At 69.3% G+C, this 22,570-nt stretch carries 20 protein-coding genes; 15 read left to right on the top strand and 5 right to left on the bottom strand.

What is annotated here, in order from left to right:
- The first annotated feature begins 55 nt into the window (after positions 1-55).
- Positions 56-1,747 (top strand): Na+/H+ antiporter, encoded by a 1,692-nt coding sequence (locus tag PSQ40_RS09855; protein ID WP_273951217.1) that lies wholly within the window; start codon positions 56-58, stop codon positions 1,745-1,747.
- 28 nt (positions 1,748-1,775) lie between these two features.
- Here PSQ40_RS09855 and PSQ40_RS09860 read toward each other — a convergent pair whose 3' ends face one another.
- Entirely contained in the window at positions 1,776-2,873 is a 1,098-nt protein-coding gene (locus PSQ40_RS09860; protein WP_273951218.1) for a serine/threonine protein kinase, read from the bottom strand.
- Positions 2,874-2,899: 26 nt separating this feature from the next.
- Entirely contained in the window at positions 2,900-3,820 is a 921-nt protein-coding gene (locus PSQ40_RS09865) for a LysR family transcriptional regulator (RefSeq protein ID WP_273951219.1), read from the bottom strand.
- 179 nt (positions 3,821-3,999) lie between these two features.
- Between PSQ40_RS09865 and PSQ40_RS09870 the strand changes: the two genes are divergently transcribed.
- The 12 genes from PSQ40_RS09870 to PSQ40_RS09925 all read left to right on the top strand — a co-directional run bounded on the left by PSQ40_RS09870 (position 4,000) and on the right by PSQ40_RS09925 (position 17,832).
- Positions 4,000-5,676: a DUF1302 domain-containing protein gene (locus PSQ40_RS09870; protein ID WP_273951220.1), complete on the top strand. Its 1,677-nt coding sequence runs from the start codon at positions 4,000-4,002 to the stop codon at positions 5,674-5,676.
- 18 nt (positions 5,677-5,694) lie between these two features.
- The gene (locus PSQ40_RS09875) at positions 5,695-7,056 is read left to right on the top strand and encodes a DUF1329 domain-containing protein (protein ID WP_337961826.1); all 1,362 of its coding nucleotides are present in this window, start codon (positions 5,695-5,697) and stop codon (positions 7,054-7,056) included.
- Positions 7,057-7,147: 91 nt separating this feature from the next.
- Positions 7,148-8,455 (top strand): WD40/YVTN/BNR-like repeat-containing protein, encoded by a 1,308-nt coding sequence (locus tag PSQ40_RS09880; protein ID WP_273951221.1) that lies wholly within the window; start codon positions 7,148-7,150, stop codon positions 8,453-8,455.
- Positions 8,452-10,878 (top strand): efflux RND transporter permease subunit, encoded by a 2,427-nt coding sequence (locus tag PSQ40_RS09885; RefSeq protein ID WP_273951222.1) that lies wholly within the window; start codon positions 8,452-8,454, stop codon positions 10,876-10,878. Before PSQ40_RS09880 ends, PSQ40_RS09885 begins: the two co-directional genes overlap by 4 nt.
- On the top strand, positions 10,875-11,393 hold the full coding sequence (locus PSQ40_RS09890) for a nuclear transport factor 2 family protein (RefSeq protein WP_273951223.1): 519 nt from the start codon (positions 10,875-10,877) through the stop codon (positions 11,391-11,393). The genes PSQ40_RS09885 and PSQ40_RS09890 overlap by 4 nt, the downstream gene beginning before the upstream one ends.
- A gap of 60 nt (positions 11,394-11,453) precedes the next feature.
- Positions 11,454-12,629, top strand: a complete 1,176-nt coding sequence (locus tag PSQ40_RS09895; RefSeq protein ID WP_273951224.1) for an alpha/beta hydrolase family protein — start codon at positions 11,454-11,456, stop codon at positions 12,627-12,629.
- A 36-nt stretch (positions 12,630-12,665) separates the two neighbouring features.
- Positions 12,666-13,619 (top strand): VOC family protein, encoded by a 954-nt coding sequence (locus PSQ40_RS09900; RefSeq protein ID WP_273951225.1) that lies wholly within the window; start codon positions 12,666-12,668, stop codon positions 13,617-13,619.
- 13 nt (positions 13,620-13,632) lie between these two features.
- Positions 13,633-14,007 (top strand): Rieske (2Fe-2S) protein, encoded by a 375-nt coding sequence (locus PSQ40_RS09905; RefSeq protein ID WP_273951226.1) that lies wholly within the window; start codon positions 13,633-13,635, stop codon positions 14,005-14,007.
- Positions 14,004-15,134 carry an FAD-dependent oxidoreductase gene (locus tag PSQ40_RS09910; RefSeq protein ID WP_273951227.1) on the top strand — a complete coding sequence of 377 codons (1,131 nt, stop codon included), beginning with the start codon at positions 14,004-14,006 and terminating at the stop codon, positions 15,132-15,134. The genes PSQ40_RS09905 and PSQ40_RS09910 overlap by 4 nt, the downstream gene beginning before the upstream one ends.
- Positions 15,131-16,354 carry an MFS transporter gene (locus PSQ40_RS09915; RefSeq protein ID WP_409338578.1) on the top strand — a complete coding sequence of 408 codons (1,224 nt, stop codon included), beginning with the start codon at positions 15,131-15,133 and terminating at the stop codon, positions 16,352-16,354. Before PSQ40_RS09910 ends, PSQ40_RS09915 begins: the two co-directional genes overlap by 4 nt.
- A 28-nt stretch (positions 16,355-16,382) precedes the next feature.
- On the top strand, positions 16,383-17,186 hold the full coding sequence (locus PSQ40_RS09920; RefSeq protein ID WP_273951229.1) for a cyclase family protein: 804 nt from the start codon (positions 16,383-16,385) through the stop codon (positions 17,184-17,186).
- Between the two features lie 40 nt (positions 17,187-17,226).
- Complete coding sequence (locus tag PSQ40_RS09925) at positions 17,227-17,832, top strand: cupin domain-containing protein (RefSeq protein WP_273951230.1); 606 nt, start codon at positions 17,227-17,229, stop codon at positions 17,830-17,832.
- Positions 17,833-17,866: 34 nt separating this feature from the next.
- On the opposite strand, the gene PSQ40_RS09930 is transcribed toward PSQ40_RS09925, so the two are convergent.
- From PSQ40_RS09930 to PSQ40_RS09940, 3 genes are read right to left on the bottom strand one after another with little or no spacing between them, the layout of a single operon-like run.
- Positions 17,867-18,850 (bottom strand): Bug family tripartite tricarboxylate transporter substrate binding protein, encoded by a 984-nt coding sequence (locus tag PSQ40_RS09930; protein WP_273951231.1) that lies wholly within the window; start codon positions 18,848-18,850, stop codon positions 17,867-17,869.
- 26 nt (positions 18,851-18,876) lie between these two features.
- Positions 18,877-19,251, bottom strand: a complete 375-nt coding sequence (locus PSQ40_RS09935; protein ID WP_273951232.1) for an AtuA-related protein — start codon at positions 19,249-19,251, stop codon at positions 18,877-18,879.
- Positions 19,248-20,633: an acyclic terpene utilization AtuA family protein gene (locus tag PSQ40_RS09940; RefSeq protein ID WP_273951233.1), complete on the bottom strand. Its 1,386-nt coding sequence runs from the start codon at positions 20,631-20,633 to the stop codon at positions 19,248-19,250. Before PSQ40_RS09940 ends, PSQ40_RS09935 begins: the two co-directional genes overlap by 4 nt.
- Before the next feature lie 60 nt (positions 20,634-20,693).
- On the opposite strand from PSQ40_RS09940, the gene PSQ40_RS09945 reads away from it, so the two are divergent.
- Positions 20,694-21,626 carry a LysR family transcriptional regulator gene (locus PSQ40_RS09945; RefSeq protein ID WP_273951235.1) on the top strand — a complete coding sequence of 311 codons (933 nt, stop codon included), beginning with the start codon at positions 20,694-20,696 and terminating at the stop codon, positions 21,624-21,626.
- 107 nt (positions 21,627-21,733) lie between these two features.
- Complete coding sequence (locus tag PSQ40_RS09950) at positions 21,734-22,504, top strand: transporter substrate-binding domain-containing protein (protein WP_273951236.1); 771 nt, start codon at positions 21,734-21,736, stop codon at positions 22,502-22,504.
- Positions 22,505-22,570 lie beyond the last annotated feature (66 nt).

A 22,570-nucleotide genomic window follows, 5' to 3' on the forward strand; every position in this document is an offset into this window, starting at 1 on the left:
GGCGGCGACTACAGTGCACGGGCCCGCGCTGCGCGGGCAGTGACTGGGTGTTCCGATGCAGACTGTTCTCTCTCTTTTGGCCTTGCTCGCGCTGGTGGCCTGTTCCGGCGTGGTGACGCGCTTCTGGCCGCGCCTGCCGCAGCCCTTGTTGCAACTCGCGCTCGGCGCCCTCGCAGCCTGGCCGGTGTCGGGCCTGCGGGTCGAGATCGACGCCGCCACCTTCATGCTGCTGATCCCGCCGATGCTGTTTGCCGACGGCTGGCAGATGCCCAAGCGCGAGTTTGGCGCCAACCGCTGGCCCATCCTGATGCTGGCCGTGGGCCTGGTGCTGATCACCGTGCTGGTGGTCGGCCACATCATCCACTGGATCCTGCCCGCCATGCCGCTGTCGGTGGCCTTTGTGCTCGCCGCGGTGCTGTCGCCGACCGACGCGGTGGCGGTCTCGGCCGTGTCGCAGCGCCACCCCATGCCCGCGCGCCTGCAGAACGTGCTGGAGGGCGAGTCGCTGATGAACGACGCCTCGGCGCTGGTGGCGGTCAAGTTCGCGGTGGCGGCCACGCTGACGCAGCAGTTCTCGTGGCGCGAGGCGGGCTGGGACCTGCTGTGGATGTCGGGCGGCGGGGTGCTGGTGGGGTGGCTGTTCAGCCGCGCCTTTGCCTGGGTGCATGACCGCTTTCTGTTCTGGCGCGAGGGCGAGGCCGCGGGGCCCTCCGTGCTGTTGATCCTGCTGATGCCTTTTGCGCCGTACCTGGTCGCTGAGCACCTGGGCCTGTCGGGGGTGTTGGCCGCGGTGGCGGCGGGCATGAGTGCCAGCCTGCTCGACCTGCGCAGCACGCGCTTCAACGCCTTCCATGTGCAGGCCCAGGGCACCTGGGAGGTGATCCGTTTTGCCTTCACCGGCCTGGTGTTCGTGTTGCTGGGCCAGCAGGTGCCCGAGCTGCTGCAGAACCTGCAAGAGCCTTTGCAGGACCTGCAGGCCGCGGGTGCGCGCATGCACCCGGGGCAGGCGCTGGGGCCGCTGCTGGGCAGCACCTTGGTGATTGCCTTGTCCCTGCTGGCGGTGCGCTTTGGCACCCTGCTGATGGGCGTGGGGCTGCCGTCCTTGCTGCCTCGGCGCTGGCGCCGTGGCGGGCTGCGCCCGGTGCCGCTGAGCTGGGTGGCGGTGGCCTCGCTCGGTGGCATCCGCGGCGGCATCACGCTGGCCGCGGTGCTGGGGCTGCCGCTGTGGCTGAACTCAGGCGCACCGTTTCCGGCGCGCGACCTGCTGGTGTTCCAGACCACCGCCATCATCGTCATTTCGCTGCTCGGAGGCAGCCTGGGCCTGCCCTGGTTGCTGCGCCGCCTGCACGCCGCGGCAGGCCCGGGCCGACCGCACCTGGAGCAGCGCTGGGCCCGCAAGCGCGCCTTGCGCGCCGCCCTGCTGGCGCTGGAGCAGGTGCCCGAAGGCCTGGTGGCCCGCCACTTGGGGGACGAGGCCGCCGCACAGGCGGCCCTGATCGACAAGGTGCGCCTGCGCGTGCGCCACCTCTACCAGCACCGCCTGACCGAGGTGGCCGGTGACGAGGCCGGGCGCGCCGTGTCGCAGAGCGTGCTGGGGTTGGAGAAGGGCCTGCGCCTGCACGTGCTGCAGGCCGAGCGCGAGGCCCTGTACGCGCTGCGCGGGCGCCACCAGATCAACGACGACACCCTGCGCCTGCTGATCCGCGAGATCGACATGGTCGAGCTCGCCTTGCGCGGCGTGGTCTGAGGCTCGCGCGGGGGGCTGCGCCGCGGGCTCAGGCCCACAGCGGCTCGGCGTCCAGGGCTTCGAGCTGGTCGTGCAGCAGGTGGGTCTGACCCTGCCAGTAGTCGCTGCTGCCAAACCAGGGAAAGTGGATCGGGAACGTGGGGTCGCTCCAGCGGCTGGCCAGCCAGGCGCTGTAGTGGATCAGGCGCAGCGTGCGCAGCGGCTCGATCAGGGCCAGCTCGCGGCGGTCGAAGTCGCGCACCTGCTCATAGCCTTCGAGCAAGGCGCTGAGCTGGCCGGTCTGCTGCGCGCGGTCGCCCGACAGCAGCATCCACAGGTCTTGCACCGCGGGGCCGCTGCGCGCGTCGTCGAGGTCGACAAAGTGCGGGCCGCCCTCGGGCAGCTCGGTCGGGGTCCAGAGGATGTTGCCCGGGTGGCAGTCGCCGTGCAGGCGGATCAGCTTCAGTGCATCGGCGCGGAAGTGCCCGTTCACCGGGTCGCAGGCCGGGTGGGCCGCGATGCGCGCCAGCGCCTCGTTGCAGGCCGCCAGCCAGGGGCCGGCGGCGTCGGCGGGCAGGGCGTTGGACTGCAGCAGGCTGTCGCGCGCGGCCCAGCCAAAGCTGGCCAGGTCCAGCGCCGGGCGGGCCTCAAACGCCTGCTGCGCGCCCACCTGGTGCAGGCGCGCCAGGAAGCGCCCGGTCCATTCGAGCACCTCGAAATCGTCCAGCTCGGGCTGGCGGCCACCCCGGCGCGGGCTGACCGAAAACGCGAAGCCGCTGTGGTGGTGCAGGCTGCGGCCCTCGATCTGCAGCGGGCCCACCGCCGGCACTTCGGCGGCACTGAGCTGGGCCGAGAAGCGGTGTTCTTCGAGGATCTGCGCCTCGCTCCAGCGCCCGGGGCGGTAGAACTTGCACACCACCCGGTCGTGCCCCTGCACGGGTGACTCGAGTTGCACGTCGTAGACGCGGTTCTCGTACGAGGACAAGGCCATCAGGCGGCCGTCGCCGTGCAGGCCGATCTGGGCCAGCGCGTCCAGCACGGTGTCCGGGGTCAGCCTTTCGTAGGGGTGCTCGGCAGCGGGGCTGGCCGGGGCCTGCTCGTCGAAGGTGAAGGGAGGTTGGTCGTCCAGGGGATCGGTGTGGGGCATGCGCTGATTGTCGTTGCCCCGGGCCTCTAGGCGGTGGTCGCTTCGTCCATCCGTGCGGCCGCGGCCAGCAGGGTCTGGCGCAGCCACAGCAGGCCCGGGTCCTTGGAGCGGTGCTTGTGCCACTGCATGACCTGCACCATGGGCGGGATCGGCATCGGCGGTTTGAGCAGCCGGATTGGCAGGTGCCGACTGGCCTGCTGGGCCAGGCGCCGGTGCATGGTGGCGATGCGGTCGGTACCCACCACCAGGTGCGGTGCGGTCATGAAGCTGAAGGTGGACACCTCCACGCGGCGCGCGATGCCGTGGCGCAGCATGAAGGCCGACTCCAGCGATTGCCCCCCTGCCGGCGGCTGCATGATCACATGGCCGGCGGCCAGGTAGGAGTCCGGCGTCAGCTCGCGGTCGCGGAAGCGGCCCTGGTTGCACACGGCGCAGACAAACTCGTCCTGGAACACGGTGTCGGTTGGGTGGTCGGGCGAGCAGAACTCCTTGGGAATCACCAGCAAGTCGGCCTGACCCTGCTCGAGCGCCCGTTGGGGTTGCTCCACCTGCGGCATCAGGTGAAATCGCACCCGTGGGGCCTGGGCATGGGCCAGCACCATCAGCTGCGGCATCAGGGTGCTCAGCGAGTAGTCCGAGACAAAGATGCGGAACTCGCGCTCCGAGCGCGCCGGGTCGAACTCGGGCTGCGCGGTGATGGTGGTGTCGACCCGCATCAGCACGTCGCGCACCGCCTCCTTGAGCACTTCGGCACGCGGGGTCAGCTCCATTTGCCGCCCCACTTGCACCAGCAGCTCGTCGTCAAAGTACTCGCGCAACCGCGCCAGGGCGTTGCTCATGGCCGACTGGCTCATGTGCAGGCGCTCGGCGGCGCGGCTGATGCTGCAGGTGCTGAGCATCGCGTTCAGCGCCACCAGCAGGTTCAGATCCAGTTTGTTGAAACGCATCGCGGTCCTGCGGGCCACACCTCAGTGTTAACCCCTTATGTATTCATGGGATCGATATCTTAGATGTGTTGAAACCATTTTACGAATGTGTGTCGGCTTCGTAACCTTCGCGGCATCGATCGGCCAAGCCGCTCAAAGCCTCGCCAAGAAGGCCCCTGAAACCCACGGAGACACACACCATGCAACTCAGACCTCAGCGCCTGCGCCAGCGCACCAGATGGACCCGCCTGCCCCTGTGGGCCCTGTCCATGGTCATGTTCCCGGGCGCGCACGCCCTGGAGCTGGACACCGGCAACGAAGACCTCAAGATCCGCTTTGACAACACCGTCAAGGCCAGCACGCAGTACCGCCTGCAAGACGCCCAGCCCGCCCTGGCCAACAGCACCCGCCAGATCGTGCCCGGCGTGGCCGCCTCGGCGTTTCCGCAGGCCCTGAACCTGAACGCTGGCGATGACAACTTCCGCCGGCAAGGCATCGTCTCCAAGCGCCTCGACCTGCTGAGCGAGTTCGACCTCGTCTACCGCAAAGACCTGGGCCTGCGCCTGAGCGCCGCCGCCTGGTACGACGCCGCCTACAGCGGCACCACCTCGGCCACTGACCCCGGCAACGGACAGGCGGTGTACAACCAGTTCTCCAGCGCCACCCGCGACCTGGCCGGGCGCAAGGCCGAGGTGCTGGACGCCTTCGTCTTCGGCGCGCTGCCGCTGGCCAACGGCAACAAGGCCACTGCCCGCCTGGGCCGCCACGCCCTGCAGTACGGCGAAAGCCTGTTCTTTGGCGACAACGGCATCGCCCGCGCCCAGGGGCCGATCGACATCTGGAAGTTGATGTCCTCGCCCAACGCCCAGTTCAAGGAAATCATTCGCCCGGTGCCCCAGGTGTCGGCGCAGCTGCCACTGTCGTCTGACGTGTCGATCGGCGGCTATTACCAGTTCCGCTGGGAGGCCGACCGCATGGCCCCGGCCGGCAGCTATTTCAGCAATGCCAACACCATCTGGGGCGGCTCGGGCCTCAACGAGGTGGTGGGCAGCGCGGTGTTGCGCCCGGGCGCGGACGTGCGCCCACCCGACAGTGGTCAGTTCGGGGCCCAGCTCAAGTGGCGCCTCGAGGAGACCGACCTGGGCTTCTATGCCGCGCGCTACCACGACAAGGCCGGGCAATTGTTCTCGCAGCTCAATGTGACGGGCGGGCAGGGCCAGTGGTACTACGCCTTTCCCCAGGCCGTGAAGACCGTGGGCGCCAGCGCCAGCCACTCGCTGGGCAACACCAATGTGTCGGTCGAGACCTCGTTGCGCCAGGACATGCCGCTGGTCAACAGCAACATCGTCTACGCCAACGTGGGCCCCACCGGCGTGCTGGCCACCGGCAAGACGGCGCACCTGAACCTCTCGTGGCTCAGCTCGCTGGGGCCCAGCTTCGTGGCCCGCGAAGCCACCTTCCTGGGTGAGATCGCCTGGAACCGCCTGCTCAGCAAGCGCGACCCGCAAGGCCACCTCGACCCCCTGCGCACCCGCGACGCCACGGCGCTGCAGATGGTCTTCAGCCCCAGCTACCGGCAGGTGCTGCCGGGTCTGGACCTCAGCGTACCGCTGGGCCTGCGCTATGTGCTGGACGGCAACTCCGCCATCACCGGCCAGTCCTGGGGCCCCAAGGGCACGGGGTCGGCCACCTTCGGTGTGGAAGGCACGTACGAGGGCGTGTGGCAGTTCGCCCTCAATTACACCCGCTTCCTGGGCGGCTCGGCGCCCCTCGTCAACTACACCCCGCTGCTCACCGGCGGCACCCCGACCTACACCACCGGCAACCCCCTTGGCGACCGTGACTTTGTCTCGCTGTCGATCCGCCGGACCTTCTGATTTCGACTGGAGACAAGCGTGAACAAAACGATGCTGATTTCGATGCTGACCGCCGCTGCTGCGGTTTCAGGGATGGTGCCCGCAGTGGCGGCGGTGAGTGCCGATGAGGCGGCCAAGCTCAAGTCTGAACTGACCCCATTCGGGGCGCAAAAGGCCGGCAATGCCGACGGCACCATCCCGGCCTGGACCGGGGGCTACACCCAGCCCATCGCGGGCGACAAGGCCGGTGGTCGGCGTGGCGATCCGTTCAAGGACGAGAAGCCCCTGTTCTCGATCAACGCCAAGAACGCCGAACAACACGCGGCCAAGCTCAGCGAAGGCACGCGAGCCCTGCTCAAGAAATACCCCGACAGCTTCCGGGTCGACGTGTACCGCAGCCACCGCACGGCCGCGGCGCCGCAGTGGGTCTACGACAACACCTTCAAGAACGCCACCCGCGCCAAGCTCAACAACGACGTCATCGAGGGCGCCTACGGCGGCATCCCGTTCCCGATTCCCAAGACCGGCGCCGAGGCCATCAGCAACCACATCCTGCGCTGGCGCGGTGCCACTTGGCAATGGCAGGCCACCCAGTACCAGCTCACCGCCGAGGGCAAGGCCGTGATGACCACCGACGGCCAGGCCGACCAGCAGATGCCGTATTACTTTGAAGACGGCAATCCCGAGCAGTTCGCCAAGAAGAACGAGACCTGGCTGATCCGCCTCATCAACACCGGCCCGCCGATCCGCGCGGGCGAGGCCATCGTCGGGCGCACCCAGGTGGACGGCAGCAAAGACCAGGCCTGGGTCTACTTGACCGGCCAGCGCCGTGTGCGCAAGCTGCCCAACCCCTGCTGCGACACCCCGGCCCCGGCCACCGCAGGCGTGATGAGCTTCGATGAGCTGGAGACCTGGAACGGCCGCATCGACCGCTTTGACTGGACCCTGGTCGGCAAGCAGGAGATGTTCATCCCCTACAACGGCAACAAGCTGCTGCAGCCCAAGACTGACGCCGAAGTGCTGAGCGCCCACCACCTCAACCCCGACCATGTGCGCTGGGAGCTGCACCGCGTCTGGGTCATCGAGGCCAAGCTGCGTCAGGGCCAGCGCCACCAGGCCGTGCGCAGCCGCTACTACTGTGACGAGGACACCTGGACCTGCGTGCTGGGCGACCGCTGGGACGCCAACGGTCAACTCTGGCGCACCCTGTGGTCGCAGACCCTGGTGGCCCCGGACCTGCCGGGCACTGTGGTCGGCGCCATGGGCATGAATGACCTGCTGACCGGGCAGGCCTATGTGGCCAACCTCTACAACAGCAAGCCAGTGCACTACGCGATCAAGCCGCGCCTGCCGGACACCGTGTTCACTCCCGACGCCATGGCTGGCGAGGGGATCCGCTGAGGGCCCGACCCGACCGTTGCCCCTTCCTGTTCCCTCGGGGCCGGGCCCTTGCGGGCCCGGTTCGCCACCCCTTTGAAGATCGAGACTCGCCATGACCGCGCCTGCTGACGCCCTGACGGTGCCCCACCGCCCGCGTCGCCCCACTGGACCCGCATCCCCCGGGACCGCTTTCCCTCCCGCTGACCTCGCGGGCTCCGTGCCGGCCCGGCGCGTGCGCCCCGCCGCCGCTTCGCTTGCTGACCTGCTGGCTGCTTTTGTCGCGCTGCCGTTCCGGTGGTGTCGTGCTGCCTTGCTGGCCACACCGACGCCAGTGCCCGTGTGCGCCAGCCGTCGCGGGGCGCTGCGGTGGGGCGCCGCCCTGGGCGGCCTGCTGGGCGTGGCCCAGGCCGCCCCGGTGGTTGACAGCCTGGACCGGCCTGCGCTGGCCACCCGCCTGGGGCCGAACTCGGTGCTGCTGGCAGCGGCCCAGGCCGGCCCGCACACCGTGGTGGTGGGCGAGCGCGGTTTGGTGCTGTGGAGCCCGGACCAGGCGCGCACTTGGCACCAGGCCCAGGTGCCGGTCAGCGTCACCCTGACGGCCGTGCGCTTCGAATCGGAGCGCCGCGGCATCGCGGTGGGCCACGGGGGTGTGGTGCTGAGCACCCAGGATGGCGGTCAAAGCTGGCAACAGCGCCTGAATGGTCGCCAGATGGCTCAGGCCCTGCTGAGCGAGGCCCGCGCCCGCCAGCACGCCGGGGCCATCGCCCAGGCCGAGCGCCTGGTGCAGGATGGCGCTGACAAGCCCCTGCTCGACGTGGCCTGGGTGGCGCCGCAGCGCGTGCTGGTGGTGGGCGCCTTTGGCCTGGCGTGGGCCAGCGAGGACGGGGGCCTGAACTGGGCCCCGTGGACCGAGCGCCTGGACAATCCCAAGGGCTTGCACCTGTACGCGGTGCGCCACCATGGGGCGGCCCTCCTGCTGGCCGGTGAGCAGGGTCTGCTGCTGTATTCCAGCGATGCCGGGCGGCGCTTCCAGCGCCTGCCCAGCCCTTACCAGGGCAGCTTTTTCACGGCAGAGATGCTCAGCCCCACCGAGTTTGTGGTGGCGGGCCTGCGCGGCCAGATCTGGCACACTCAAGACGCGGGGCAGCACTGGCAGCCGGTCCACAACCCGGTCCACGCCAGCATCACGGGCTCGGCGCAAGGCGCCGATGGCCAGCTGTGGTGGGTCAATCAGGCGGGCCTGGTGCTGCAACAGCGCCAGGGGGCGCTGCAGCCCGTGCCGGGCAAGCCCCAGGCCCCCCTCAGTGGGGTGTTGCCGCTGGCGGGCGGGTCTTTGTTGACCGTCGGCCTGCAAGGGCTGCGCCTGCAGACCGTCGCGCCCGCCAGCGCCGCTGCGGCGGCCCCAGGAGCCCAGCCATGAGCGCCCACGTCCCGTCGCACCCCTCGGTCGTCGCACCTGCCGGAGCCGACTTCGATCCCCGCTCGGGCTCGGCCATCGAGCGCCTGCTGTTCAACCACCGGCGCTGGGTGCTGCTGTTCTGTGCGCTCGCCACCGTGCTCCTCGGTTGGCAGGCCACCGGGCTGCAACTCAACGCCAGCTTTGACAAAACCATCCCCGTCAGCCACCCCTATGTGCAGAACTACCTGAAGCACCAGGGCGAGCTCAGCGGCCTGGGCAATGCGGTGCGCATCGTGGTCGTCAACACGCAAGGCAGCAGCCTGTACGACCCCGCCTACCTTGAGACCCTGCGCCAGATCAGCGACGAGGTGTTCCTGATCCCGGGCGTGGCCCGCACCCAGATGAAATCGCTCTGGACCCCCAGCACCCGTTGGGTCGGGGTGACCGAAGAGGGGCTCGAAGGCGGGCCGGTGATTCCCGATGGCTATGACGGCTCGCCCGCCAGCCTGCAGCAACTGGCCGCCAACATCGCGCGCTCGGGCGAGCTGGGGCAGGTGGTAGCGCTGGACGGCCGATCGACCGCCCTTTACGTGCCCCTGCTGGAGCGAGACCCGCAGGGCCGGCGCCTCGATTACGCAGCGCTGTCCGAGCGCCTGGAAGCCCTGCGCACCCAGTACGAGGGCCGAGGCGTCACGCTGCACATCACGGGCTTTGCCAAGATCGTTGGTGACCTGATCGCCGGGGTGCGCGTGGTGCTGGTGTTCTTTGCGCTGGCGGTGGTCATTGCGGCCGCCATGGTCTATGGCTTCACGCGCTGTGCACGTTCCACTGCCCTGGTGGTGCTGGCCTCGCTGGTGGCTGTGGTCTGGCAGCTCGGCTTGCTGCCCATGCTGGGCTCCGCGCTGGACCCGTACTCGATCCTGGTGCCGTTTCTGGTGTTTGCCATCGGCATGAGCCATGGCGCGCAGAAGATGAACGGGATCATGCAGGACATCGGGCGCGGCATCTCGCCCCTGGTGGCGGCCCGCTTCACCTTCCGCCGCCTGTTCCTGGCCGGGCTGACCGCCTTGCTGGCCGACGCCGTGGGTTTTGCGGTGCTGCTGGTGATTGACATCCAGGTGATCCGCGAGCTGGCCATTGCCGCCTCGCTGGGCGTGGCGATGCTGATCTTCACCAACCTGATCCTGCTGCCCATCCTGCTGAGCTACACCGGCGTCAGCCAGGCCGCGGCTGCGCGCAGCCTGCGCAGCGAACTGGCCGATGCGTCCGGTGCGGCGCGCCACCCGGCCTGGGCCTTGCTGGACCGCTTCACCCAACGCCGCTGGGCCCTGGGCGCGCTGGTCGGGGCGGCCGCGCTGGCGCTGGCGGGTTACCACGGGAGCACCCAGTTGCAGGTGGGCGACCTCGATCCGGGCGCGCCCGAACTGCGCGCCGACAGCCGCTACAACCGCGACGTGGCCTACGTCAACGCGGCCTATGGCGCCTCCAGCGATGTGCTGGCCGTGATGGTCAAGACCCCCGAGGGCCAGTGTGCGAACTACGCGGTGCTGAACCGGATCGATGCCCTCGAATGGCAGCTGCGCCAGCTGGAGGGTGTGGAGGCCACCAACACCCTGGCGCTGCTGAACCGCCGCGTGCTGTCCGGTCTCAACGAAGGCAGCCCCAAGTGGTATGAGTTCCTGCCCAACCAGGACATGCTCAACACCGTCACGGCGGGGGCCCCGCGCGGCCTCTACAACGATGCCTGCAGCCTGCTCCCGCTGTATGTGTACCTGCGCGACCACAAGGCCGACACCTTGAGCCGTGTGGTCGGCCTGGTCGAGGCGTTTGCGCGCGACAACAACCGCCCCGAGGGCGAGTTTCTGCTCGCCGCCGGTTCGGCGGGCATCGAGGCCGCCACCAACATCGTCGTCAAGAGCGCCTGGCACGAGATGCTGTTGATGGTCTACGCGGCCGTCGTGCTGCTGTGCTTCATCACCTTTCGGTCCTGGCGTGCGGTGTTGGTGGCGGTGTTGCCACTGATGTTGACCTCGGTGCTGGCCGAGGCCCTGATGGTCGGGCTGGGCATGGGCGTGAAGGTCGCCACCTTGCCCGTCATTGCGCTGGGTGTGGGCATCGGTGTGGACTATGCGCTGTACATCCTCAGCATCACGCTGGCGCAGTTGCGTGCGGGCGCCACGTTGTCTCAGGCCTATTACCAGGCGCTGTTGTTCACCGGCAAGGTGGTCATGTTGACCGGCGTCACCCTGGCCATCGGCGTGGTCACCTGGGTTTTCAGCCCGATCAAGTTCCAGGCCGACATGGGGTTGCTGCTGGCCTTCATGTTCCTCTGGAACATGTTCGGCGCGCTGGTGCTGCTGCCCGCCCTTGCGCACTTTCTGCTGCGTCCCGCAGCGCCCTGCAACCCCCGGGTTGCTGCTCCCAACGAAGGTAAATCCCCATGAATCTGTTGAGCCATTTCCTGTGCCATTGCCTGCACCTGCGCTGGGTGGGGGCGGCCCTGGCGGTCTGCGTGGTGGCGGGCGGGCCGGGTCTCGCGGTGGCGGCCCCGGCCACCCCAGCCCAAGTCTTCGAGCAGTACTTGGCGGCCGTCAAGGCCCAGGACAAAGCCGCTGTCGCGGCCCTGATTGCCGACGAGGTGGAGCGCAACGACTTCCCTGCTTGTCGCCCAGAGATGAGCCACAAGCAGTGCCTGATGCTCTACATCGACGCCACGGTGCTGAGCCAGTCGGGCCAGATCACCGTGCTCGACACCCAGGTTCAGGGCGACACCGTCAGCGCCAACCTGGCGCTGCGCAGCGAGCTGACCCGCCGCGCCGGCGTAGAGCGGGTTTTGGGCGTGGACGTGGTGCGGGTGCGCGAGGGCCGCATCGTGGCCTTCCGTTTCGTGCCCGACTTCTCCGACCCCCCGACGCGCCGCTTCTTTGCCACCTTGGGCATTGGGCCGGGCGCGCACTGAGTTGTTGTGCCGGGCCGGCACTCGGCCCGGTGGCCCCCGTTTTTTTGAAGAGGACCTTGGATGTTTCGTTTCTTTCCCACCAACTATGTTTGGGACCTGTCCATCAACCTGGCCATCGAGATGGGCGCCCGCATGGGCGAGATACAGGCCATGTGCGCGCCGCTGGCCGATGCGGCCAAACAACCCGACGCGGCCGGTACCGCCGCTTTCCGCGACACCTGGGTGCGCATGGCCGACCAGCTTTGTGACCTGGCCGCCGAGGACGAGGCCCGTGGCCGCCTGATCTCGGCTGGCGACAAGCTCAACCGCGCCGCGACCTACCAGATCACCGCCGAGCGCCTGCTGGCCCACGGCAGCGAGGGCCGCCTGGCCCTGTACCAGCAGTTCTTGCGGACCTTTCGCCGCAGCATCGAGCTCGCGGGCGAGCCCTGCGAGTTCGTGCAGATCCCTTACGAAGGCCAGCATCTGTCGGGTTTGTTCGTACGAGCCGAAGGCGTCAGCGGGCCGGCGCCGGTCCTGGTGCAGGTCAACGGCCTGGACTCGACCAAGGAGATGAAGTACCGCGTGGGCCTGCCGGCCTGGCTGGCGAAGCGCGGCGTGTCCTCGCTGATCATCGACCAGCCCGGCACCGGCGAGGCCTTGCGCCTGCTCGGGCTCACAGCGCGCTACGACAGCGAGCACTGGGCCAGCCGCGTGGTGGACTGGCTGCAAACCCGCGCCGATGTCGACCCCGCCCGCATCGGCCTCGAGGGCGTGTCGCTGGGCGGCTACTACTGCCCGCGTGCGGTGGCCTTTGAGCCGCGCTTTGCCTGCGGCGTGGTGTGGGGCGCCAACCACGACTGGCGCGACGTGCAAAAGAAGCGCCTGGCGCGCGAGGGCAGCTTCCCGGTGCCGCACTACTGGGAGCATGTGCGCTGGGTCTGGGGCGCCAAGGACCAGGAGGATTTCATGCGCATCGCCGAGAACGTGCACCTCGACGGCGTGCTGGACCGCATCCGCGTGCCCTTCCTGGTGACCCACGGCGAGAAGGATTCGCAGATCCCGCTGGCCTGGGCGCACCGCACCTACGAGCAGCTGGTCAACAGCCCGAAGCGCGAGCTCAAGGTGTTCACCGACCGCGAAGGCGGCGTGCAGCACTCGAGCTTCGACAACTCGGCCAATGCCGGCGCCTACATCGCCGACTGGGTGGCCGAGACCCTCGGCGGCCGCACCGCCCTGAACAAGCGCCCGGGCTGAGGCCTGGGCACCGCCCTTGATTTTTGGAGACTTCGCATGAACATCATCGGACCCGACGCCCTGGTCTTTGGCGTCGACGACCTCGCGGCCTGCAGCCGCTACCTGACCGACTACGGCCTGCAGCCGGTGGGCGTGGACGCCCGCGGCGGCCGCTTTGAGGCCCTGGACGGCACCGCCATCGTGCTGGCCCGCCAGGACGACCCGTCGCTGCCCCCGAGCCTGGGCACTGCCAGCCAGTTGCGCAAGACGGTGTACGGCGTGGCCGACGCGGCGGCGCTGGAGGCCATCGCCACCGAACTCGGCCGCGACCGCACGGTGCGCCGCCTGCCCGACGGCTCGATCGAAGCCGTGGACGACATGGGCTTCACGCTGGGCTTTCAGCTCAGCGTGCGCCGCCCGATCAACCTGCCCGCCGAGACCCTCAACGCCCCCGGCGCGCCGGCCCAGCGTGCGCCCAACCAGGTGGCCGCCAGCGACGACACCCTGATCCGCCCGCGCACCCTGTCGCATGTGGTGTATTTCGTGCCCGACGTGGCGCGCGCCGAGGCCTTCTATGTGCAGCGCCTGGGTTTCCGTTGCACCGACCGCTTCACGGGTGTGGGCCCGTTCCTGCGTCCCGCCGGGACGCTGGACCACCACACGCTGTTCATGATCCAGACCCCGCCGTTCATGAAGGGGGTGGAGCACTTCACCTTCCACCTGGGGGGGCCGTCCGAGCTGATGCAGGCGGGCACACGTTTCGTCAACCAGGGCTACCAGTCGTTCTGGGGCCCGGGGCGGCACCGCTTTGGCTCCAACTGGTTCTGGTACTTCAACAGCCCGCTGGGTTGCCACGTCGAGTACGACGCCGACATGGACCAGCACGACGACCAGTGGCAGGCGCGCGAGACCCCGATGGGCGCCGATGCCTCGCAGCTGTTCCTGTTCCAGCACCGCGACAAGTGGGCGCCGTCGGGCCCGCCGCCCGGGGCGGCGGCCGCGGGCCACTGAGGCGGACCGGGCCGTGTCCTCTTGGATCCGACTGTGCCACAGCGATGAGCTGCCCGAGGGCAGCTCACGCGGCTTCGACCCCTTGCAGCAGGGGCAGGACTCGGTGCTGCTGGTGCGCTGGCAGGGCCAGGTGCACGCCTACCGCGACGCCTGCCCGCACCACCAGGGCACGCCCATGGCGTGGCGCAAGGATGCCTACCTCAACGCGGCGGGCAACCGCATCGTCTGTCACGCCCATGGCGCGCAGTTCGACATGGCCAGCGGGGTTTGCACCCTGGGGCCCTGTCTTGGACAGTCGCTGCAACGGCTGCCGATCGAGAGCAGCCCCGAGGGTGAACTGCGCCTGCCCCGGCAGGCCCTGATTTCAAAACACGGAGACATTTCATGAGCATTCAACAACCCAAGATATTGATCATCGGCGGCGGCTTCTCCGGCATGTCGGCCGCCATCGAACTGCGCAAGCGCGGCCACGCCGTGGACCTGGTCGAGATCGACCCCGGCTGGCGTTCGTACGGCGCCGGTATCAGCCTGGGCGGCGCCACGCTGCGCGCGTTCCGGCAACTGGGCATCCTGTCCCAGTTCCTGGAGGTCGGCCACGCTTCGGACGGCGTCGAGCTGCTGGCGCCCAACGGCAGCTCGCTGGCCATGCTGCCCACACCCCGCATTGCGGGCCCCGAGGTGCCGGGCGGCGGCGCGATCATGCGTCCCGTGCTGGCGCGCCTGCTGGCCGAGGCCACGCGCGCCGCAGGCGCCCAGGTGTTCCTGGGTTGCACCTTCGCCGACATCCGACCGGACGCCGAAGGGGTGGATGTGCGCTTCACCGACGGCCGTGAGCTGCGTTACGACCTGGTCATCGGTGCCGATGGCCTGTACTCCAAGGTGCGGCAAGCGGTGTTCCCGCAGGCCCCGGCGCCCCGCTACAGCGGGCAGGCCGTGTGGCGTGCCGTGCTGCCCCGACCCGACAGCGTTCAGCACGCGATGATGTGGGTCGGCCCGCGCATCAAGGTGGGCGTCAACCCGGTCTCCAAGACCGAGATGTACCTGTTCGTGACCGAGGACCGCGAGCACAACACCCATGTGCCGCCGGCCGACTTCCACCGCCTGCTGGACACCTTGCTGCAGCCCTTCAGTGCCCCGCTGGTGCAGCAGGTGCGCGCGCTGCTGACACCCGAGTCGCAGATCGTCTTCCGCCCGCTGGAAGGCCTGCTCATGCCGCGCCCCTGGCACCAGGGGCGGGTGGTGTTGATCGGTGACACGGTGCACGCCACCACGCCGCACCTGGCCTCGGGCGCCTGCATCGGCATCGAGGACGCGCTGGTGCTGGCCGAAGAGCTGGACGCGGGCAACGACATCGACGCCGCGCTGCAGCGCTTTGAGGCGCGGCGCTGGGAGCGCTGCCGCATGGTGGTCGAGAACTCGGGGCGCCTGGGTGAGATCGAGATCACCGGGGGCGACAAGGCCGAGCACGCGCGCATCATGCGCGACTCCCTCATGAGCCTGGCGGAGCCCGTATGAGCCGCGCCCCCGCTCCCGTGATTGCCCATGGCGCGGCCCTGGCCGGGCCGCGCGCCGACACCGAACGTGGGTCGGCCCGGCTGGCCTTGATGCTGGCGCACTGCGCGGGCATGCTGGACTTGGTGGCCCTGCCCTTGTGGGTGGGCACCCTGGTGTCGGCCTACCGGCTCGACCCCCAACAGGCCGGTGGCCTGGTCACCCTGTTCCTGGCTGGCGCCGTGTTCAGCAGCCTGGCTGTGGCACCGCGCCTGCACCGCCTGCCGGGGCGGCTGGTGACCAGCCTGGGCTTTGGCCTGGCCGCGCTGGCCTTTGCCGGGGTCTCGCAGACCACCGACTACGCCTGGATGGCCGGCCTGCACCTGCTGGCTGGCGTGACCTCGGCCGCGGCGTTGAGCTGCACCCACGGCACCATCGCACGCAGCGCCAACCCGCACCGGCTGTTCGCCTTGGTGGGCATGGCGCTGGGGGTGTTTGCGGTGGTGTTCTTTGCGGCGCTGCCACCGCTGATGGCGCGTTGGGGCGGCGACCGGCTGTTTCAGGTGTTCGCGGGGGTGATGGCGGTGGCCGGTGCGGTCGCGGCGCTGGTTTTCCCACGCACCGTGGCGGCGTCGCCGGTGCCGGCCTCGGTGGCGGCTGCGCCGCGGGCTGGTCTGGGCCGCGCGGTCTGGTTCGGGGCGCTGGGCGTGAGCTGCATGGCCCTGGTGCAAGCGATGATGTTCAGCTTCCTCGAGCGCATCGGCATCGACCGGGGCTTTGGCCAGCCGGCCGTCAACGCGGTCCTGGTGGCGCTGGGCCTGGTCAACCTGTTGCCCGCTGGCCTGGCCGCGCTGTTGCAGCGGCGTTGGCCGGCTGAACGCGTGGTGCTGTGCGGGCCCGTGGTTCAGCTGGCGCTGGTGTTGCTGATGACCCAAAGCCAGCAGTTCGCGCCTTACGCCGCCGCGGCCTCGGTGTTCGCCGCGGTGATGATCTTCACCCACACCTTTGCCTTTGGCCTGCTGGCCCGGCTCGACCCCAGCGGTCGGGCGCTGGCGGCCACGCCGGCCATGATGATGGCGGGTGCCGCCCTGGGCCCGGTGCTGGGCGGCACCCTGGTCAAGTGGGCCGGCTACGAGAGCCTGGCCGTGGCGGCCTTGCTCATCGCGATCGGCGCCGTGGGCTGCTTTGCGCAGGCCCGCCAGGCCCCCGGCCTGCGCCCCGACGCTGCGCGCAGCGCACCGTGATGTTGTTCCTCCTTCGCTGGCAAACCCCATGACCCCCAAGCCCAACCGCCAACTGATCGACCTGTCGATCTACCTCGAAAACGATGTGCTGTCCGACCCGCCCCCGCTGGCGCCGCGCATCACCTACCAGCGCCACGCCGACACCTTGCCCGAGTTCATGCACATGCTGCCGGGCACCCAGGTCGAGGACTACCCCGACGGCCAGGCCGCCGCGGCCGAGTGGGTGACGCTGACCACCCACAACGGCACCCACCTTGATGCGCCGTACCACTTCCACTCGACCATGGACGCCCACTTCGGCGAGGCCAAGCCGTCCATCACCATCGATGAAGTGCCGCTGGCGTGGTGCTTTCAACCTGGGGTGAAGCTGGACTTCCGGCATTTCCCCGATGGTTATGTGGCCACTGCTGCGGATGTGGCGGCCGAGTTGGCGCGCATCCAGTACACCTTGCAGCCGCTGGACATCGTGCTGGTGAACACCCGTGCGGGCGCGCGCTACGGCCAGCCCGACTACCTCAACGCCGGCTGCGGCATGGGCTACGAGGCCACCATGTACCTGCTGGAGCGCGGTGTGCGTCTGACCGGCACCGACGCCTGGAGCTGGGACGCCCCGTTCTCCTATACCGCGAAGCGCATCGCCGAGACCGGCAACAAGGCGCTGATCTGGGAAGGGCACAAGGCCGGACGGGACATTGGCTATTGCCACCTCGAGAAACTGCACAACCTCGAGGCGCTGCCGCCCCACGGCTTCACCGTGAGCTGTTTCCCGCACAAGATCCGTGGCGCCTCGGCGGGCTGGACCCGGGCTGTCGCCATCCTTGACCTGATGTGATGTTGCTTTCTACCGTTTTGGAACCTGGACACCCTTCGCCATGAGCACCTGCACCGCTTTCCCCCCCATCCACCGCGTGGTCACGGGTCACAATGACCGCGGCCAAGCCGTCATCAGCAGCAACGGCCCCTTGCCCACGGTGGTGGCCATCGAAGCCATCCCGGGCACGGTGTTCCATGAGGTCTGGAGCACCGACAGCACGCCGGTGCGCGTGGACAACGGCGCCGACCCCACCGTGGGCCCGCTGCGCCTGCCGCCGCCGTCGCAGGGCACGCGCATCCGCTTTGTGGACATCCCGCCCGACACGGCCGAGTATCTGGCGCACGGTGCCGGCCGCATGAAGGACGCCTTCACCCAGATCGGCGACGCCAGCGCGTCCACCGTGGCCGCCGATTCGCCCCACCCGCTGATGCACCGCACCGAGTCGGTGGACTACGGCGTGGTCATCGAGGGTGAGATGACCCTGGTGCTTGATGACTCTGAAGTGGTGCTGAGGCCTGGCAGCGTGGTGGTGCAGCGCGGCACCAACCACGCCTGGGCCAACCGCTCGGGTCGGCTGTGCCGCATGTTGTTTGTGCTGGTCGATGGCCGTTATGACCCGGTGATCGCACAGCAACTCGGGGCGCCCGGCCACCCGGGCGCCTGAGCCGGCTCCCCCGGGCGGTGGGGCGGTCAGGGCGTCACTCGGGCTCGATGCCGGCCGCCTTGATGATGCGGGCCCACTTCAGCGATTCGGCGGCCTGGAACTTGCGCAGCTCGTCGGGGCTGTTCAGGTAGACCTCGGTGCCGGTGGGCTGGTAGAAGGCCGTGCTGGCGCTGCCGCGCGCCGCCTTGTGCAGCAGCTCGTTGAGCTTGGCGACCACCGGGGCCGGGGTGCCGGCCGGGGCGTAGGCCGCGAACCAGTAGGTGGCTTCGTAGCCCTTGACGCCGGCTTCTTCGATGGTCGGCACGTCGGGGGCCAGCGGGCTGCGCTGGCGTGGCGTCACGCCCAGGGCGCGCAGCTTGCCGCCCTTGACCTGGGGCAGGCCGGTGGCCATGTCGGTGAACATCAGGTCGAGCTGGCCGCCGATCAGGTCGGTCACCGCGGGCGGGTTGCTGCGGTAGGGGATGGCCACGATGAAGGTGCCCGTCAACTGCTTGAACATCTCCCCGGCGATGCGGCTTGACGAGCTGCCCGCGCCAAACGAGTACTTGCCCGGGTTGGCCTTGGCGGCCTTGACGAAGTCGCCCACGCTGTGGAACGGCGACTGCGCGCCCACCACCATCAGCTGGCCGCCGCGGCCCAGCGCGGTGATCGGCTCAAAGTCCTTGATCGGGTCGTAGGGCAGTTTCTTGTAGAGGTGCTCGTTGGCGGCGTGCGTGGTGTTGGTGGCGATCAGCACGGTGTAGCCGTCGGGCTTGGCCTTGGCCACGGCCTGGGCGCCAATGAAGGCGTTGGCGCCGGGCTTGTTGTCCACCACCACGCTGTACTTGCCGTCGCTGCCGATGGCGTTGGCCAGCGCGCGGGCCAGTTGGTCGGTGGCGCTGCCGGCGGTGAAGGGCACCACGAAGGTGATGGGCTTCTCTGGGTAGCCTTGGGCCAAGGCGTTGCCGCCCCAGGCGGCGAGGCCGGCCACCAAGGTGGTTTGCAGCAGCAGGTGGCGGCGGTTCGGGGTGAAGTTCATGGGGTCTCCTTGGTGTTGTGAGGGGCTCAGGCGTCGGGCGCGGTGGGGCGGTGGATGGGCAGGCTCAGCAGCAGGCCGGACAGGCTTTTGCCATGGCCGTCGAGGTTGAGCGCATCATTCACACCGCCTTCGAGCACGTCTTCGAGCACGAAATTCATCGCCTGCAGCTGGGGCAGCAGGTAACGCGTGACCCGGCTCGGGCGCCGGTGGGCGAACAGTTCGGCCACGCGCGCCTCGGTCACTTGTTCCAGCAGCAGCGGCCAGGATTGGGGCTCGTAAGCGATCACGCTGATGTTGGAGTGGTTGCCCTTGTCACCGGTGCGGCCATGGGCCAGGTAGCTCAGAGGCACGGTGTCGGGCAGCGCGTTGGGCAGGGTCTCGGGTCGGGGCGATTTTGTCACAGCAGGCTCCATCGTTCTTGGATCCAGGCGCGCGGCACGTACCAGGATTCGCTGGCCAGGCGGGGGGTGATGGCCGTGCGCACGCCCGCGCCGCCGGCGGGACCGCAGGTGTAGAGCGCGAGCACTTCACGCGTCAGTTGCTCGGCGTCCTCGCGTTGCGGGCTGCGCGCGGCCACGCGCAGGCGCACGTCGGTCAGCGCCAGCGGGTCGGTCGCGGCCTCGGCGCCTTGCGCGCGGGCCCAGTCGCTGGCGTCGTCGTTGAACAGGCTGGCCACGCCAATCAGGTCGCAGCGCAGCGGGGCCAGCGCCGGGGCCTGTTCGGCCAGGCGGGTGCGCACCACCTCGGCCGCCAGCCGGGCGCGGGCCACGGCGTTGGGGCCCGCGTAGGAGATCTCGCCCTCGGCCAGCCAGCCCCCTTCAAAGCAGGCGGTGGTCTTGAGCGTGGCCGGGCGCGGGTGGCCGCGCACCCCGCTGACCTGCACCTGGTTGGGGCCGATGGCCTGCACCTGCACCGCGCTGATGTCGGCCACCACGTCGGGGGTCAGGTAGGCGGCGGGGTCGTGGATCTCGTACAGCAGTTGCTCCTTGACGGTGCGCTCGTCGACGCAGCCCCCGGTGTGGTCGGCCTTGCCCACCGTGAAGCGGCCATCGGCGGCCATGCTCAGCACCGGGAAGCCCACATGGGCCAGGTCGGGCACGTCCTTCAGGCCCGGGTCGGCAAAGTAGCCGCCACAGACCTGGGCGCCGCACTCGAGCAGGTGGCCCGCGATGGTGCCTGCGGCGAGCCGGTCCCAGTCGTCCTCGGCCCAACCAAAGTGGGCCAGCATCGGGCCCAGGGCCAGGGCCGGGTCGGCCACGCGGCCGGTGACCACGATCTGCGCGCCGGCACGCAGGCAGGCCGCGATGCCCTGCGCGCCCAGGTAGGCGTTGGCGCTGACCGGGGCGCCTGGGTGCGGGCCGCGCACCTGGGCCAGTTGTTCGGGCGTCAGTTGGGCCAGCACATCGTCGCCTTCGACCACGCCAATGCGCAGCGGCGGCAGGCCCAGCGTTTGGGCCAAGGCCTGCAGGCAGGCCGCCGCGCCATGCGGGTGAGCAGCGCCGAAATTGCCCACGATGGGGATGCCGTGCGCGATGCAGTCGGCCAGCACCGGGCGGATGAAGCGCGCCAGCGTCGGCTCATAGCCGGCCTGCGGGTTCTGGCGCCGCTGCAACTGGGCCAGCGCCAGGGTGCGTTCGGCCAGGGTCTCGAACATCAGCACCGCGGGGCCACCGCGCGCGATCAGGGTGCGCACCACGGGGACGGCAGCGTCCCAGCGGTCGCCTGAGAAACCGGCACCGCAGCCAATCAGCAGCGGCACCTGGGAGGGGGAGGTGGACAACATGGGCGCAGTGTGGCCGCCCAGTGGACATTTGTAAAATGGATTGATTGAATGGATTGATCCATGAATTCACTGAATCCAATCCGCTGGTCCTCGTCCGATCTGGAGGCTTTTGCGGCCCTGGTGCAGACCCGCCACTTCACGCGGGCGGCCGAGCGCTGTCACCTGTCGCAGAGCGCGTTCAGCCAGAAGATCCGGCGCCTCGAGACCGCGGTCGGTGCGCGCCTGTTCGAGCGCTCGACCCGCCAGGTCAGCCTGACGCCCGAGGGTGAACTGCTGGCGCAGGAGGTGTTGCGCCTGGAGCAGGAGCTGCAGCAGGCGTTGGGGCGTTTGCAGGCCCTGGCCGGCTTGCAGGCCGGGCGGGTGGCGGTGGCGGCGCTGCCCTCGCTGGCCGCGGTCTGGTTGCCCGAGCTGGTGGCGCAGTGGCGCCAGCAGCACCCCCAGGTGCAGTTGACGGTGCACGACACCCTGGCCCAGGGGGCGACCAACCTGCTGCGCGAGGGGCGGGTGGACTTTGCCTTGACCGCCGGGGGCGACCTGCGCGAGTTCGACACCGAGTTGCTGTTGACCGAACCCTACTGGCTGGTCTGCCCGGCCCGGCACCGCCTGGCCGCGCGCGGGGCGGCGGGGGCCCGTTGGGATGATCTGGCGGGCGAGGAGCTGATCCACCTGGCGCGCAGCAGCAGCGTGCGCCAGCAGATTGAGCGCCTGAACCTGCGCCCGAGCTGGCGCACCAGTGCGCTTGAAGTCGAGCACCTGGCCACGCTGGCCGGCCTGGTGCGCGCCGGTTTGGGCCTGACCCTGGTGCCTGCCTTGACGCTGTTTCACTTTGCGGGCCCCGGCCTGGCGGTGCTGCCCTTCCTGGAGCCGGCCTTGTCGCGCCCCGTGGTGCTGGCACGCCGCAAGGGCCAGGCCCTGTCGGTGGCGGCCCAGGCCTGGCGTGAACTGCTGCACCAACGGGTGGCCGCCGAGCGCATGGGGCTGCCGCCCAAGTGACACGCGGAGGCTGGGCCTGAGGGTTGTTGGGGATGGGCGCGGGGGCTCCGGGCCCTGCATGATGGCACCGTACTTGCATCGTGTTGCGCTTCAACAGGAACCTGCCCATGTCTCTTTTTTCCCGCTCTTTCGTGGCGACCGCACTGCTCGCTTTGTCCTGCTCTGCGGCCCAGGCGGCCAGCCTCGACGAGGTGCAGAAGGCCGGTGTGCTCAAGGTGTGCACCCCGGGCGACTACAAGCCCTTCAGCTTCGCCTTGCCCGATGGGAGTTTTGAAGGCCTCGACGTGGACCTGGTCGCTTCGCTGGCCGCCTCCTTGGGGGTCAAGCCGCAGTTTGTCAAAACCAGTTGGGCCAAGCTCATGGACGACTTCACCGGGGGCGCCTGCGACATCGCGGTGGGGGGCATCTCGGTGACCCTGGAGCGCCAGAAGCGAGCTTGGTTCAGCGTGCCCTACATGGTCAACGGCAAGACGCCCCTGGTGCGTTGTGCCGACGTGTCGCGCTACCAGACCGTGGCCGCCATTGACCAGGCGGGTGTCAAGGTGGTGGCCAACCCCGGGGGCAGCAACGAGCGTTTCGCCCGGGCCAATTTCAAGACCGCGCAGCTGACCATCCACACCGACAACATCACCATCTTCAATGAGGTGCTGAGTGGCCGTGCCGATGTGTTCGTCACCGAGTCGGCCGAGACCCTGGTGCAGCAAAAGCTCAACCCGGGCCTGTGTGCCGTGAACCCCGACAAGCCTCTGCAGTACGGCGAAATGGCCTACCTGTTGCCGCGCGGCGACACGCTGACCAAGGCCTACGTGGACCAGTGGCTGCACCTGATCCGGGCCCAGGGCGACTACCAACGCATCACGGCCAAGTGGCTCAACTGAGCCTGCTGGGTCTGGCCCCCGCGGCGCCCGAGTCCGGGGGACCGGGCCAGGGCGCTGCAGCGGGCT

Origin of the sequence: Curvibacter cyanobacteriorum, from assembly GCF_028649475.1 — a bacterium.
Classification (GTDB): Bacteria; Pseudomonadota; Gammaproteobacteria; order Burkholderiales; family Burkholderiaceae_C; genus Curvibacter; species Curvibacter cyanobacteriorum.